The organism is Vibrio sp. 10N.222.55.C7 (genome assembly GCF_041473335.1).
GTDB lineage: Bacteria > Pseudomonadota > Gammaproteobacteria > Enterobacterales > Vibrionaceae > Vibrio > Vibrio crassostreae_C.
The window spans coordinates 96,225-111,023 of the sequence record NZ_JBFRSC010000004.1 but is presented as its reverse complement, the minus strand read 5'-3'; the positions used below and the strand labels follow the sequence as shown (position 1 = coordinate 111,023).

13 protein-coding genes and 2 tRNA genes are annotated in these 14,799 nt (G+C 44.2%); 3 read left to right on the top strand and 12 right to left on the bottom strand.

Annotated elements, in window-relative coordinates:
- Positions 1 to 4: 4 nt before the first annotated feature.
- The 9 genes from nusA to rlmE all read right to left on the bottom strand — a co-directional run bounded on the left by nusA (position 5) and on the right by rlmE (position 8,061).
- A complete protein-coding gene (nusA, locus tag AB4482_RS01215) occupies positions 5 to 1,492 on the bottom strand; it encodes a transcription termination factor NusA (RefSeq protein WP_017059230.1) in 1,488 nt (495 codons plus the stop codon).
- A 35-nt stretch (positions 1,493 to 1,527) separates the two neighbouring features.
- Positions 1,528 to 1,983: a ribosome maturation factor RimP gene (rimP, locus tag AB4482_RS01210; protein WP_004738265.1), complete on the bottom strand. Its 456-nt coding sequence runs from the start codon at positions 1,981 to 1,983 to the stop codon at positions 1,528 to 1,530.
- Between the two features lie 234 nt (positions 1,984 to 2,217).
- Positions 2,218 to 2,294: transfer RNA gene (locus AB4482_RS01205), tRNA-Met, on the bottom strand.
- 53 nt (positions 2,295 to 2,347) lie between these two features.
- Positions 2,348 to 2,432 (bottom strand) — tRNA-Leu (locus tag AB4482_RS01200).
- 16 nt (positions 2,433 to 2,448) lie between these two features.
- Positions 2,449 to 2,781, bottom strand: coding sequence for a preprotein translocase subunit SecG (secG, locus tag AB4482_RS01195; RefSeq protein ID WP_017059392.1), 333 nt, complete (start codon positions 2,779 to 2,781; stop codon positions 2,449 to 2,451).
- A gap of 294 nt (positions 2,782 to 3,075) precedes the next feature.
- Positions 3,076 to 4,416 (bottom strand): phosphoglucosamine mutase, encoded by a 1,341-nt coding sequence (gene glmM / locus AB4482_RS01190; RefSeq protein ID WP_372128954.1) that lies wholly within the window; start codon positions 4,414 to 4,416, stop codon positions 3,076 to 3,078.
- Positions 4,417 to 4,437: 21 nt separating this feature from the next.
- On the bottom strand, positions 4,438 to 5,268 hold the full coding sequence (gene folP / locus AB4482_RS01185) for a dihydropteroate synthase (RefSeq protein WP_102393175.1): 831 nt from the start codon (positions 5,266 to 5,268) through the stop codon (positions 4,438 to 4,440).
- Positions 5,269 to 5,356: 88 nt separating this feature from the next.
- The gene (gene ftsH, locus AB4482_RS01180) at positions 5,357 to 7,324 is read right to left on the bottom strand and encodes an ATP-dependent zinc metalloprotease FtsH (protein ID WP_017068905.1); all 1,968 of its coding nucleotides are present in this window, start codon (positions 7,322 to 7,324) and stop codon (positions 5,357 to 5,359) included.
- A 107-nt stretch (positions 7,325 to 7,431) separates the two neighbouring features.
- Positions 7,432 to 8,061, bottom strand: a complete 630-nt coding sequence (gene rlmE, locus AB4482_RS01175; protein WP_017059396.1) for a 23S rRNA (uridine(2552)-2'-O)-methyltransferase RlmE — start codon at positions 8,059 to 8,061, stop codon at positions 7,432 to 7,434.
- Between the two features lie 114 nt (positions 8,062 to 8,175).
- On the opposite strand from rlmE, the gene yhbY reads away from it, so the two are divergent.
- Positions 8,176 to 8,472: a ribosome assembly RNA-binding protein YhbY gene (gene yhbY / locus AB4482_RS01170; RefSeq protein WP_004738252.1), complete on the top strand. Its 297-nt coding sequence runs from the start codon at positions 8,176 to 8,178 to the stop codon at positions 8,470 to 8,472.
- 125 nt (positions 8,473 to 8,597) lie between these two features.
- On the opposite strand, the gene greA is transcribed toward yhbY, so the two are convergent.
- A complete protein-coding gene (greA, locus tag AB4482_RS01165) occupies positions 8,598 to 9,071 on the bottom strand; it encodes a transcription elongation factor GreA (RefSeq protein ID WP_017059397.1) in 474 nt (157 codons plus the stop codon).
- A 511-nt stretch (positions 9,072 to 9,582) separates the two neighbouring features.
- Here greA and AB4482_RS01160 point away from each other — a divergent pair.
- Together AB4482_RS01160 and dacB are read left to right on the top strand one after the other, a co-directional pair.
- Positions 9,583 to 10,638, top strand: a complete 1,056-nt coding sequence (locus AB4482_RS01160) for a porin (RefSeq protein ID WP_372128473.1) — start codon at positions 9,583 to 9,585, stop codon at positions 10,636 to 10,638.
- Positions 10,639 to 10,749: 111 nt separating this feature from the next.
- Complete coding sequence (gene dacB, locus AB4482_RS01155) at positions 10,750 to 12,177, top strand: serine-type D-Ala-D-Ala carboxypeptidase (RefSeq protein ID WP_372158412.1); 1,428 nt, start codon at positions 10,750 to 10,752, stop codon at positions 12,175 to 12,177.
- Positions 12,178 to 12,302: 125 nt separating this feature from the next.
- Here dacB and AB4482_RS01150 read toward each other — a convergent pair whose 3' ends face one another.
- Positions 12,303 to 13,148 carry a magnesium transporter gene (locus AB4482_RS01150; protein ID WP_372083282.1) on the bottom strand — a complete coding sequence of 282 codons (846 nt, stop codon included), beginning with the start codon at positions 13,146 to 13,148 and terminating at the stop codon, positions 12,303 to 12,305.
- A 381-nt stretch (positions 13,149 to 13,529) separates the two neighbouring features.
- Positions 13,530 to 14,717 (bottom strand): tyrosine--tRNA ligase, encoded by a 1,188-nt coding sequence (gene tyrS, locus AB4482_RS01145; protein ID WP_017059402.1) that lies wholly within the window; start codon positions 14,715 to 14,717, stop codon positions 13,530 to 13,532.
- Between the last annotated feature and the right edge of the window lie 82 nt (positions 14,718 to 14,799).

Genomic DNA, 14,799 nt, shown 5'->3' with positions numbered 1-14,799 from the left:
TGAATTATTCTTCGTCGCCGAACCAACAGATGTTACGCGCAGCCATAATTAGCTCGCCTGCACGCTCTGCAGTTAGGTCTTCGATGCCTTCTAGTTCATCAACGCCTTGGTCAGCTAGGTCTTCCAGTGTCGCAACGCCTTTTGCTGCTAGCTTGTAAGCCATTTCACGCTCAAGACCTTCAAGTGCAAGTAAGTCTTCAGCAGGCTCAACACCGTCGAAAGTTTCTTCTTTCGCTAGCGCTAGAGTAGTCAGTGCGTCTTTTGCGCGGTTACGTAGTTCTTCAACGATACCTTCGTCTAGACCGTCTACTTCAAGAAGCTCGTTCACAGGAACGTATGCTACTTCTTCAAGCGTAGAGAAGCCTTCTTCAACAAGCATTTGAGCAAAGTCTTCTTCAATGTCTAGGTGCTTCATGAAGTTTTCAATAGAAGCAACTGCTTCTTCTTGGTGCTTCTTCTCAAGATCAGCAACAGTCATTACGTTCAGTTCCCAACCAGTAAGTTGAGACGCTAGACGTACGTTTTGACCGCTACGGCCAATCGCTTGTGCTAGGTTATCCGCTTCAACAGCGATATCCATAGAGTGTGCGTCTTCATCAACGATGATTGAAGCAACATCAGCAGGAGCCATTGCGTTGATTACGAATTGAGCCGGGTTATCATCCCAAAGAACGATATCAATACGCTCACCACCAAGATCGTTAGAAACAGCTTGTACACGTGCGCCACGCATACCAACACACGCACCAACTGGGTCAATACGTTTGTCGTTTGTTTTCACAGCGATTTTAGCACGAGAACCGGCATCACGTGCAGCACCTTTAAGTTCAATTAGCTCTTCACCAATCTCAGGCACTTCAACACGGAATAGTTCAGCTAGCATTTCTGGCTTCGAACGAGTAACGAAAAGCTGGAAACCACGAGCTTCTGGTTTAACTGCGTAAAGAAGACCACGAACACGGTCACCTGGACGGAAGTTTTCACGAGGAAGTTGGTCATCACGAAGGATTACCGCTTCAGCGTTGTTACCTAGGTCTAGAATAATAGTGTCACGGTTAACTTTCTTAACTGCGCCAGTTACTAGCTCGCCTTCGTTATCGATGAACTGCTCAACGATTTGAGCGCGTTCAGCTTCACGTACTTTCTGTACGATAACTTGCTTAGCCGTTTGAGTCGTAATACGGTCAAACGTTACTGATTCGATATCATCTTCAATGAAACCGCCAAGTTCGATCTCTGGGTCATCGTACTTTGCAGCTTCAATAGAGATTTCTTTTGTTGGGAATTCAACTTCCTCAACAGCTTCCCAACGACGGAAAGTTTCGAAATCACCCGTTTTACGGTCAATTTCAACACGAACTTCAATTTCTAGTTCGCTTTTCTTTTTTGTTGCCGTTGCAAGCGCGATTTCAAGCGCTTCAAAAATACGCTCACGAGGAACTGCTTTCTCATTTGAAACAGCTTCTACTACCGCCAAAATTTCTTTGTTCATTAATCTAGCCTCTTAAGCTCTTCTCTCTAGGAGAACTAAAATTTAGGGATCAGGTTAGCTTTCGCAATATTGCTCAGGACGAATTCTTCTTCTTGTCCTTCAACCAATACTTTCACTGTCTCGCCTTCGATAGATTGGATATCACCTTTCCATTTACGACGGTTGCCGACAGCCATTTTCAAAACGATGCTTACCTCGTGACCAATAAATTGTTGGTAATGCTCTGCTTTGAACAGTGGTCTCTCTAAACCTGGTGAAGACACTTCAAGGTTATAAGCCACTGAAATTGGATCTTCAACGTCCATTACGGCACTTACTTGGTGGCTAACTTCAGCGCAATCATCTACATTGATACCGTTTGGTGAATCAATGTAAATACGTAGCGTTGAGTGCTCACCAGCACGAATAAATTCTAATCCAACTAACTCATAACCTGATGCTGCTACTGGAGCGTCAAGCATTTCAGTAAGTTGTCTTTCTAAACCAGTCATTTAACCACTCCAGAAACAAAAAAAGGGCTCAAAGCCCAATTTAAATTCCAAGCAAACATTATCTAAATACATTTACAAATGCTTAGATAACAAAAAACCCCGTATAAGCCGGGGTTTTTGTTGCTGGACCCTTATATGTTAAGTGCCATCACATTCGATATCGCACCTAACTCACAGTGAGGTTCACACTGTGCAAACTTGCTACCAATACAAGCTATATAATAGCATTGAAATTGGTTGCGGGAGCCGGATTTGAACCGACGACCTTCGGGTTATGAGCCCGACGAGCTACCAAACTGCTCCATCCCGCGTCCGACTTGCGAGCATTATACGCCCAACAAGATGTTTTACAAGTTTGTAAACATGGTGCCGAGAGAGGGACTCGAACCCTCACACCCTAAGGCACTAGCACCTCATGCTAGCGTGTCTACCAATTTCACCATCTCGGCATCAAATCTTTACAGATTATTGTGGAATTTCGTCGCCTTGCGCCGGAACTTCACTCACTGCATCATCAGCTTGTTGAATCACCTGACCTTGGGTCGGGTCAATCCATTGTGACTCAGTTTTATGTGTAGACATATTACCAAGCACTAAGCTAAGGATAAAAAATGTAGTTGCAAAAATTGCAGTCATTCGGGTAAGGAAATTTCCTGAGCCACCAGCACCAAACACAGTGTTTGAAGCGCCAGCACCGAAAGAGGCTCCCATATCTGCGCCTTTACCTTGTTGAATCAACACTAGGCCAATTACACCAAGCGCTGCCAACAGGTAAATCACAAGTAGAACTGTAAACATTTTTCCACCTATGTTCCTAATTGTTGAGCCAGCGCCGTTCAAAAAACTATTTTTAAGAACAAGGCTAGCGACCTCCTAACTGAAGGCCGAGCAATACTAGCGAATGCGACGATGGCTGACAAGGAGAATTTGCTAAAAAATAAGCCTTTACCAAGTGAATGGTCAAAAAAAGGTCAAAAGCGACACAAAACTCATTTACGTCTCTTTTGACCGTTATATCTTTTGACCGTGATATAAGTCAACCACTTCTAATCACAGGCGCTATTCGCTGCGCCAGCTAAGTAAAAGGTTAAATTAGCAGTTTGCTTTTACTGCATCTGCAATCTTAAGCGCTGATGCTTGAACAAGCTCTGCATCTTCGCCTTCAACCATGACACGCAGTAGTGGCTCGGTACCAGACTTGCGTAATAGCACACGACCTTTCTCGCCAAGCTCAGCTTCTACTTCAACAACCGCTGCTTTTACCGCTTCAGCTTCCAATGGGTTTGAATCTCCGCTGAAACGAACGTTTTCTAGAACTTGAGGGTATAACGTCATGCCCTGAGACAGCTCATTCAGCGTCATTTCACTATCAACAACTGAAGCCAACACTTGCAGAGCAGCAACGATAGCATCACCCGTCGTCACTTTATCTAGTAGGATAACATGCCCCGAATTTTCAGCGCCGATCTTCCAGCCTTTAGCAAGAAGCTGTTCCATTACGTAACGGTCACCAACAGCAGCACGAACAAACGGAATACCTAACTGCTTAAGGCCATTTTCCATACCAAGGTTGGTCATTAGTGTACCAACAACGCCACCTTTCAACTCACCGCGACGCAGTGCATCACGAGCAATGATGTAAGCGATTTGATCGCCATCAACTTTGTTACCTAGCTCGTCAACCATGATGATACGGTCACCATCACCATCAAAGCCAAGGCCTAATGCCGCTTTTTCTTCAACCACTTTTGCTTGCAGAGCACGTACATCTGTCGCACCGACTTCGTGGTTGATATTAGTACCGTTTGGCTCAACACCAATCGCAATAACTTCAGCACCCAGTTCTTTAAATACAGCAGGCGCAATGTGGTAAGTCGCACCATGTGCACAATCGATAACGATCTTCATGCCAGCTAATGTCATTTTATGTGGGAACGTACTTTTACAGAACTCGATGTAACGGCCAGCCGCATCGTTCAAACGTACTGCTTTACCTAGCTCTGAAGAATCAACACATTCGATGTCTTTATCCAACTCTGCTTCAATTGCCAACTCGATATCGTCCGGCAGTTTTGTTCCCTCAGAAGAGAAGAACTTGATACCGTTATCGTAGTATGGGTTGTGTGATGCAGAGATAACAATACCGGCTTCAGCGCGGAAGGTTTGAGTTAGGTAAGCCACAGCAGGTGTTGGCATTGGGCCAGTAAACGTAGCCTGAAGACCAGCAGCAGCAAGGCCAGCTTCTAGCGCTGACTCAAGCATGTAACCAGAGATACGAGTATCTTTACCAATGATGACTTTCTTTGTGCCTTGCTTCGCAAGAACACGACCCGCAGCCCAGCCAAGCTTCAGAACAAAATCAGGTGTAATCGGGTACTGGCCTACTTTGCCACGCACACCATCTGTGCCGAAATAACGTCTTTTATCAGACATAGTGATTTTCCTTAATTATATTTAGTGATTGTTGTTCATCACTTCGATTATTTTCATCGCTTCCAGTGTCTCCTCGACATCATGAACGCGAATAATTTGTGCGCCTTTCATCGCGGCAATCGTCGCGCAAGTGACGCTTGCGACCATGCAGTCGGCCGGAACCTTGTCTAGCAATTTAAAGATCATCGATTTTCTCGACATCCCCGCTAAAACAGGTAAGCCTAACGAATGAAACTTTTCAAGGTGCGCTAATAGGTGGTAATTATGCTCAATGGTTTTACCAAAACCAAAACCAGGATCCAGAATCAGCTGATCTTTTGATATACCAACAGCCTCACAAGCCTCCACCCTTTCTTTTAAGAACGCTTCAACATCCATTAGGACATCATCGTAATTAGGGTTAGCTTGCATGGTTCTTGGCTGACCTTTCATGTGCATCAGGCAAACGGGCACATTAGCATCGGCGGCCGCTTCTAAAGCTCCGGGCTCTTGCAGTGCGCGCACATCATTGATCAAATCAGCCCCCGCTTCAACGGCTTGGCGCATCACTTCAGCTTTACTGGTATCAATGGAGATCCACACATCAAACTTAGCGCGAATTGCTTTAATGGCAGGAATAACGCGAGCGAGCTCTTCTTCTAAAGGAACGTCAGGCGCTCCCGGGCGAGTTGATTCACCACCAATGTCAATAATGCTAACACCAGCTTGAATCATTCGCTCTGCTTGCAGTAAAGCATTATCTAATGAATTGAATTTTCCGCCATCAGAGAAAGAGTCAGGCGTAACATTGAGGATACCCATCACATGTGGGCGGTCTAAAACGAGCGTTTTATTATGTGCTTTTAATATCATGGAAGGTGGGTCTTAAAGGTAAAAACATCTAGGGCTAGAAACAGAAAAACCCTGAGCGTACTCAGGGTTTTAATTTATAACTTAGCGATTAAGAATCTTTGTTTTGAGCATCATCTGTTTCAGATTTAACTTCTTCAACTTTCGACTCTTCAGCTTTTGGTTCCGCTTTAGCTTCTTCTGCCTTAGCTTCAGGTTTTGCTTCTTCCTTTGTAGGTTCAGCTTTTACCTGATCACCCCAACCAGCTGGATCACGAATCTCTTGCTTACGCTCCATCAAGTCATCAATTTGACCTGCATCGATCGTTTCGAACTTCATTAGAGCGTCTTTCATCGAATGCATGATATCCATGTTATCTTCAAGAATCTTCTTAGCTCTATCGTAGTTACGGTCGATAAGGATACGAATCTCTTCATCGATAAGCTTAGTCGTGTCATCAGAAACGTGCTTAGCTTGGCTCATGCCGCGACCTAGGAAAACTTCACCTTCTTCTTCTGCGTAAAGAAGAGGACCCAATTTCTCAGAGAAGCCCCACTGCGTAACCATCTTACGAGCAATATCAGTTGCACGTTCGATATCGTTAGACGCACCAGTTGACACTTTGTCTTTACCGTAAATAAGTTCTTCAGCAAGACGACCACCGTACAGGCTAGAAATCATAGACTCTAGATGTTGGCGAGACATGCTCACACGATCTTGCTCTGGCAAGTACATGGTTACACCAAGCGCACGACCACGTGGAATGATTGACACCTTGTACACTGGATCGTGTTCAGGTACCAAACGACCAACAATTGCGTGACCCGCTTCGTGGTAAGCCGTTGACTCTTTCACTTCTTCAGACATAACCATTGAACGGCGCTCTGCACCCATCATAATTTTGTCTTTCGCAAGTTCAAACTCAACCATAGATACATTGCGCTTGTTACCACGAGCAGCAAATAGCGCCGCTTCGTTCACAAGGTTCGCAAGATCTGCACCAGAGAAGCCTGGAGTACCACGAGCGATCAGCGACGGTTCAACATCACCTGATAGTGGCACTTTACGCATGTGTACTTTAAGAATCTGTTCACGACCACGTACATCCGGTAGACCAACCACAACTTGACGGTCAAAACGACCAGGACGAAGTAATGCAGGGTCTAGTACGTCTGGACGGTTAGTCGCAGCGATAACGATAATACCTTCGTTACCTTCGAAACCATCCATCTCAACCAACATTTGGTTCAGTGTTTGTTCACGTTCATCGTGACCACCACCAACACCAGCGCCACGTTGACGACCTACAGCATCAATTTCATCGATAAAGATGATACAAGGTGCCGCTTTCTTCGCTTGTTCGAACATGTCACGCACACGAGATGCACCAACACCAACAAACATTTCAACGAAGTCAGAACCAGAGATAGTAAAGAACGGTACTTTCGCTTCACCAGCAATCGCTTTTGCAAGCAATGTTTTACCCGTACCAGGAGGACCAACCAACAGGATACCTGTCGGGATCTTACCACCTAGCTTTTGGAAGCGGCTTGGGTCACGAAGGTAGTCCACAAGCTCTTTCACGTCTTCTTTTGCTTCGTCACAACCAGCAACATCAGCAAACATGGTTTTGATTTGTTCTTCGCTCATCATTCGAGCTTTACTCTTACCGAAAGACATCGCGCCTTTACCGCCGCCGCCGCCTTGCATTTGACGCATGAAGAAAATCCATACACCAATCAGTAAGATCATTGGGAACCATGAGATGAAGATAGTGCCAAGCAGGCTCTGCTCTTCAGGTGGTGTACCCTGAACTTTTACGTTTTGATTAATTAAGTCATCAAGTAGCTTTTGATCATAAACAGGCATGTAAGTTACATACTTAGAACCACCACCACGACGTGTGAAAGTGATTTCGCTGTTATTGAACTGTGCGTCTTGAATCTGGCCTTGGCCAACTTCCTGTACAAACGTGGTGTAATCTACTGCTCTGCCGTTACTTTCCCCAGGGCCGAAGCTCTGGAATACCGACATCAACACTACCGCGATAACAAGCCACAGAATTAAATTTTTTGCCATGTCACTCAAGGTGTAAGCCTCTCGATAACTAATTGTAATTAAAGGTAGGGTACTACAGTTTGTAACCTGTAGCCATGTTGTTAACTCTCACTCTTGGAAGAGAATCGTTAACCTTTGTAACCAGTGGCTACGATAAACACTTCACGAGATCGAGCTCGAGAAGAGTCGGGTTTTCTAACTTTTACTGTTTTAAACATCTCGCGGACGTCCTTAACGTATTGGTCAAACCCTTCGCCTTGGAATACTTTTACAACAAAACTACCATTGGTAGCTAGAACTTGTCGACACATATCCAAAGCTAATTCAACTAAATACATAGCTCTTGGCTGATCCACAGAATTGTTGCCTGCTATATTAGGTGCCATATCTGACATCACGACATCAACCATGTTTGGTTGTATACGTTCCAACAAGGCATCTAGCACAGCTTCTTCGCGGAAATCGCCTTGTAAAAAGCTAACACCAGCAATCGGATCCATTGGTAACAAGTCACACGCAATGATTTGTCCGTTGTCTCCAACAATCTTAGCAGCATATTGAGACCAACCGCCAGGTGCTGCACCCAAATCCACAATGGTCATCCCAGGAGACAGCAATTTATCTTTCGTTTGAATCTCTTCCATTTTGAAATAAGCACGTGAACGATAGCCTTTCTTTCTTGCTTCATTTGCGTACTTGTCGTCGAAGTGTTCCTTCAACCAACGGCCTGAACTGGCCGAGTGTTTCTGTTTGCTCATTGGATACCTAAATTGGAGGAAAGTACTAATTGCTGAATAAATTATAGTCTTCAGCTTTAGATGGCGTTAAAATAGGTTTTTTCAACCCTAATAGTAAAGAAAATTGGCCGCGTAATGAACCTAAGTACCAAACAAAAGCAGCATCTAAAGGGCCTAGCTCACAGTTTAAAACCTGTTGTGCTAATGGGCGCAAATGGACTTACTGAAGCTGTTCTAGCGGAAATCGAATTAGCTCTAGACCACCACGAACTGATCAAGATTAAAGTTGCATCAGAAGACCGTGAGACTAAGCAACTGATTATCGATGCAATTGTACGTGAAACTAAAGCTGAGAAAGTACAGACTATCGGTAAAGTTCTAGTACTGTTCCGCCAGTCAGAAGCACGTAAAATCGAGATTCCACGTAAATAAGCGAGTTTGATATAAGCTAACTTCACTAATAGGAAGCCACAGCGCTTATCTTTTAGTGTAGCGTGAGAAACGAAAAAGGTCGCATTTAGCGACCTTTTTACTTATCAGAAACAAAGAAAATTCAATTAGATATATTCTACTTTGTCGATTTCGAAGTCTTTGTCACCACCAGGGGTAGAGATCATGACTTCGTCGCCTTCCATTTTACCGATAAGACCGCGAGCAATTGGCGATTTCACAGAAATGCGACCCGTTTTGATGTCTGCTTCGTCTTCTGAAACGATTTGGTAGCGGAACTCATCATCGGTATCCACATCAATCAGTGTCACTGTCGTACCAAAGATAATCTTGCCCGTATTATCCATTTGCGTTACATCGATGATCTGAGCCAGTGATAGCTTATATTCAATATCACGGATCTGAGCTTCACAAATACCCTGCTCTTCACGAGCGGCGTGGTATTCAGCATTCTCTTTCAGGTCACCTAGTTCACGTGCTTCACCAATAGCTGCTGAGATAACAGGGCGTAGCTTAAGTAGGCGATCTAATTCGTCACGTAGCTGCTGAGCGCCACGTACTGTCATTGGAACCTTTTCCATTTTTTACCTCTATGCCAAAGCTTTCTTTGGCCAACATAAATACACCCAACGTATTTATTGGGTGATAGAAACAAAACGATTTGGCTTAGTGTAAACAAACTTTATGGCTAAATCACCTTTATTCCACTTTGCGTTATAAAAGCTTTATCTAGGTCTAAATTACAGACATCACAAAAATGAATAATAACCTCCCCATCAATAAGTGGAGAGCTAAATACCTAAAAAAACAAAAAACAAACAAAATAAACACAGATCACACTTTTATAAAATACACTCAAAAACAACCACTTAAACAAAAAAGATATAATAAAACAGTGTTCATTTTTTAGTTTTATATCATTTTACTAACTGACCATGGAACTTTAGAGGTAAAAAGTAACCCATGGATTGCACTGGCATTTTCAGACTTCTGTTCTAATCATGATTATGAAGCCTGATTAATACAGGCAATACACAAAAGGGTTCAAATCCTTAATAAAACTTCTATGGACAGTAATTAGGAAATAATAACATGAACAAGACTATGATCGCGCTTGCTGTATCTGCTGCAGCTCTTGCTACTAACGCAGTGGCAGCCGACGGTAAACAAGCTGGTGATATTGCCGGTACTTCTGTATACAGCTCAAACGGCACTTCTCTAGAGATCGGTGGTCGTGCGGAAGCTCGTCTATCTCTAAAAGATGGCAAAGCTGAAGACAAAACACGTGTACGTCTTAACTTCCTAGGTAAAGTTGAAATCCAAGACGGCCTATACGGTGTTGGTTTCTACGAAGGTGAATTCACAACTAACGAAGACGGCGGCGCGACTGATAACAGTGATAGCAGCGATATCACTAACCGTTACACATACGCAGGTATCGGCGGTGACTTCGGTGAAGTAACTTACGGTAAAAATGACGGTGCGCTAGGTGTTATCACTGACTTTACCGATATCATGTCTTACCACGGTAACTCAGCAGCACACAAAATTGCTGTAGCTGACCGTTCAGACAACATGCTTTCTTACAAAGGTCAATTCCAAGACCTAGGCGTTAAAGCTAGCTACCGCTTTGCTGACCGTCAAGAAGGTGTTGTTAATGGTTGTAACATCGGTGAATACTGTGACAACGATGCTGATGGCTACTCGCTATCTGGTATCTACGCAATCGGCGATTCTGGCTTTAAGCTAGGTGCTGGTTACGCTGATCAAGACGAGCAAAACGAATACATGCTAGCAGCTTCTTACCGCACTGAAGCTCTATACTTTGCTGGTACGTTCACAGACGGTGAGCTAGCGAAGAAGAACGGTGATTACACTGGTTACGAATTCGCAACAGCATACACACTAGAAAAAACAGCATTCACGCTAACGTACAACAACGCAGAAACTGACGGTGAAACTTCAGCTGACAACGTTGCAATCGATGCGACTTACTACTTCAAGCCGAACTTCCGTACGTACATCTCGTACAACTTCAACCTAATCAGTGAAAATGACACTATTGGTACTGTAGGTTTTGGTAACGGTACTGCATCTAAAGCAGACGCTGAAGACGAGCTAGCTCTAGGTCTACGTTACGACTTCTAATTCTGATTACCTAATGATTCATTAGTTAATTGAGAATCAAAACGCCCGCTCTCTAGCGGGCGTTTTTTATATCTGTATACTGAAAACATCAGCCATCCAAGACAATCTTCTATGCGCCTTCTATCCACACTACTGCTATGTAGTTTTTCCATTAGCGCTTTATCTGTTAACGCATACGCCCCGCTAGATACACTGCCCGATGGTAGTAGTACGAGTTTGATCATCAAATCGTTAAGCAATGGTTCAAGCGAGCTTAATACCAATAGCGATGACTTTTATCCACCAGCCAGCACGTTAAAACTGGTGACGGCTTTAGCGGCCAAGCTAGAGTTGGGAGATGACTTTCATTACACGACTAGCATTGTTCGTTCTGGCAATGATTCAATCATTTCATTTAGCGGCGACCCAACACTGCAACGTGAGCAGCTAAAAAGCCTGTTAACTCAATACGCTAAGTCTCAATCCAGAACCATCAAGGGCAATTTATATCTGGATAACACAGCTTATACCGGCTATCAGCGAGCGGTGGGGTGGCCTTGGGACATTCTAGGGGTTTGTTACAGCGCGCCTTCTAGTGCAATGACCTTAGACAGCAACTGCGCACAAGCCTCTATTTATACAAAAGATAACGGTAGCACTCGCGTTTATATTCCCGCTCATTATCCGATAGACGTGACAACCACCGCAGCCACCGTAACTCGCTCAGGGCAGAAGGCGACACAATGCGACTTAGAGCTCATTACTACTCCAGACAACGCTTACAAGCTCTCTGGTTGCTTAGTAGAGCGTAAGAAGCCACTGCCGCTCAAGTTCGCGATTCAAAACCCAGAGCTTTATACCTATCAAGTCGTTACATCGCTTCTCAAAGAACTGAAAATAGAAGTAAAAGGTGATGTGATTATTGGTAAAAAAGCGCAAGCAGACAAAACCACGTTAGTCGCTAGTCACAACTCAGAAAAGCTTCCTGAACTGCTCGATATCATGCTCAAGAAGTCAGATAACCTTATCGCAGATAATCTAACTAAAACGCTAGGAGCAACATTTTATGTTCAACCGGGCAGCTTCAATAACGGCACTGAAGCAATAAAACAGATACTGCTGACCAAGGCTAATATTGACCTCAGTAAAGCGCAGCTCGTCGATGGTTCAGGGTTATCCAGAAATAACCGAATGAGGTCACAGACCATGGCTCAAGTGCTTCGTTATATCTGGGAAAACGATCAACAGCTCAGCCTGATTGAGGCTATGCCTACATCAGGTGTAAATGGAACGCTCAAGTACCGTCCAAGCATGAGAAAAGCACCGATTCAGGGCAACATCACAGCCAAAAGTGGTTCTTTGTACGGAACGTACAACATGGCGGGATATGGTTTAGATGAGTCCGGGAAACCAAACTCTTTGTTTGTGCAGTTTATTCGTGATTACTTCCCTGAAGAGCAAGATCCAGACAGACCGGTAGAGGCTCCAATCACCCAGTTTGAGCGTGCTTTCTACAAAGATGTAGTTGAGTTCAGTCAAACACAAAGCAAATCGAAGTAATGTTTGGCTCTGTGTAAACTTCTACTCAAACAATAAAAATGGCGCTGAAGACCTTCAATCTGCAGCGCCATTTTTGTTTCTCAGATGTATTTAGCTATTTTTATAGGTGCCTATTTTTATAGGAGCTAAGCGATACCGAGGAATGAGTTAACCACAGTGAAGTAGATCCACATTCCTGAGATATCCACTATCGATGCAAGTACTGGACTTACTAACACCGCTGGATCAAGCTTAAATAGCCTAGCGACTATCGGTAACCCGCCGCCAAGCACGGTTGATATGGTCACCTGAATGAACAGCGCTACCGCAATCGCTAACGCAATCATGTTGATGTCATAGCCACCTGTCGATTGGTTTTCGCTAAATAGCAGAATACGTCCAATCATCACTACGGCAATCGCTAGAGCTAGACAAATAGCAACTCTAAACTCTTTCCACAGAACGTGAGCCCATTGGCGTTTTTTCAACTCACCTGTGGCTAAGGCTCGGATCACCAAAGTCGCGGCTTGTGTTCCGGTGTTACCACCAGCAGCAGCAATTACCGGCATGTAGATTGCCAAAAGTACTAACTGACTGAGAATGTCTTCATACTGAGCAATGATAAGCCCTGAGACGATTCCCAATAGTGCTAACGCAATAATCCAACCGATACGCTGCCTAACGTGGCTCATGACGCCAGTAGAAAGGTAGCCCTGCTGAGGTTCTACCTCTGAGTAGATCAGCCCTAGTTGGTGAGCTAGATGTCGAGAACGCTTCTCAAAGCCCTGCTCTTCTAGCTCACTAAGTAAAGTCTGAATCGTACTAAGAGAGCATTGTCCCAGCACTAGCACCGCATCTTCGAGCGGCATTCGGTTCAAAAGGTTAATTTGTTGTTCACGTCCGTACTGTTGAAATGCATTCGATACAGCTTGGATGTCTTGCTCTGAGTACAGAGCTTCAATAGATAAAAAAGTGTTGTTCATTACCGTCATGGCGAATCTCCCGATTGGCAAAGGTAACGACCATCAAAACAAATAGCCTATAGCTAATACACCAAGAGCGTATAGCTAAGCGCACCAAGAGCTGAAAGCTACTGATGTGTCTACTTGTTAGAATCTAGTGTGTGGAAAAGAATGCGGGGGAAAACAAAGATACCCTACCTGAACGGCAGGACAATAGATCAATACCGAGACAGGTTATTCTTCTCCATTCAAACTAGGAGGATGGTCGGTATTGTTCATAAAAATCTCCAGAATTACTGTCAATTTGACAGCGCGCATAGTGTAGCAATAGACGTTTCAAAGTTTCGTCAATTTTAAGTCAATAAAAAAGGCATCCGTGGATGCCTTTAGTTCAATTATTGATGTGCATTATTACTTAATAGTAATACGAGCAAACTTACGCTTACCTACTTGGTAAACCGCAGTACCTGCTTCAGGCACGAATTTGCTGTCTTCAATCTTCTCGCCTTCAAGCTTAGCAGCGCCTTGCTTGATCATACGCATCGCATCAGAAGTCGAGTTTACAAGACCCGCTTCTTTTAGAACGTTCGCAATTGGCAGGCCTGCTTCGAATTCGAATTCTGGCATTTCATCAGGAACTTGGTTCTTAGCAAAACGGTTAACGAACTCTTGCTCAGCGGCTTCAGCATCTGCTTCACTGTGGAAACGAGCAATGATCTCTTTCGCTAGCAGTACTTTAACGTCACGCGGGTTCTTACCTGCATCAACGCCAGCTTTCAGTTCCGCAACTTCTTCAAGAGGACGGAAAGACAGCAGCTCGTAGTAGCTCCACATTAGATCGTCAGAGATAGACATGATCTTACCAAACATCTCGCTTGGTGCTTCGCTAATACCGATGTAGTTATGCGCAGACTTAGACATCTTCTTAACACCGTCTAGACCAACAAGTAGTGGCATCATTAGTACCGCTTGTGGTTTTTGACCTGCTGCTTTTTGCAGTTCACGACCCATTAGAAGGTTAAACTTCTGGTCAGTACCGCCAAGCTCAACGTCGCTCTCTAGTGCAACAGAGTCGTGACCTTGTAGAAGTGGGTACATGAATTCGTGGATTGCGATCGGTTGACCACCAGCGTAACGCTTTTTGAAGTCATCACGCTCAAGCATACGAGCAACAGTTTGGTTAGAAGCAAGACGAATCATGCCTTCAGCGCCAAGCTCAGATAGCCATTCAGAGTTGAAACGAATTTGCGTCTTCGCAGGATCTAGAATCTTGAATACTTGCTCTTTGTAAGTTTCAGCATTCTTCAATACGTCTTCGCGGCTTAGCGGTGGACGTGTTGAGTTTTTACCTGATGGGTCACCAACCATTGCAGTGAAATCACCGATAAGGAATGTCACTTCATGACCAAGCTCTTGGAAAGCACGAAGCTTGTTAAAGATAACCGTATGGCCTAGGTGGATATCTGGAGCTGTTGGATCGGCACCCAGCTTAATGCGTAAAGGACGACCTTCTTTTAGTTTTGCAATCAGTTCGTCTTCTGGAATCAGTTCTTCTACGCCACGTTTGATCTCGGCTAGTGCAGCTTCAATACTCGCCATTCTTGTTCACTCCCACAGATTTGGCAAAAATACATTAATTAGACATCTTACTTGAATAGCGATGTATTTTGAAACCAGTTAC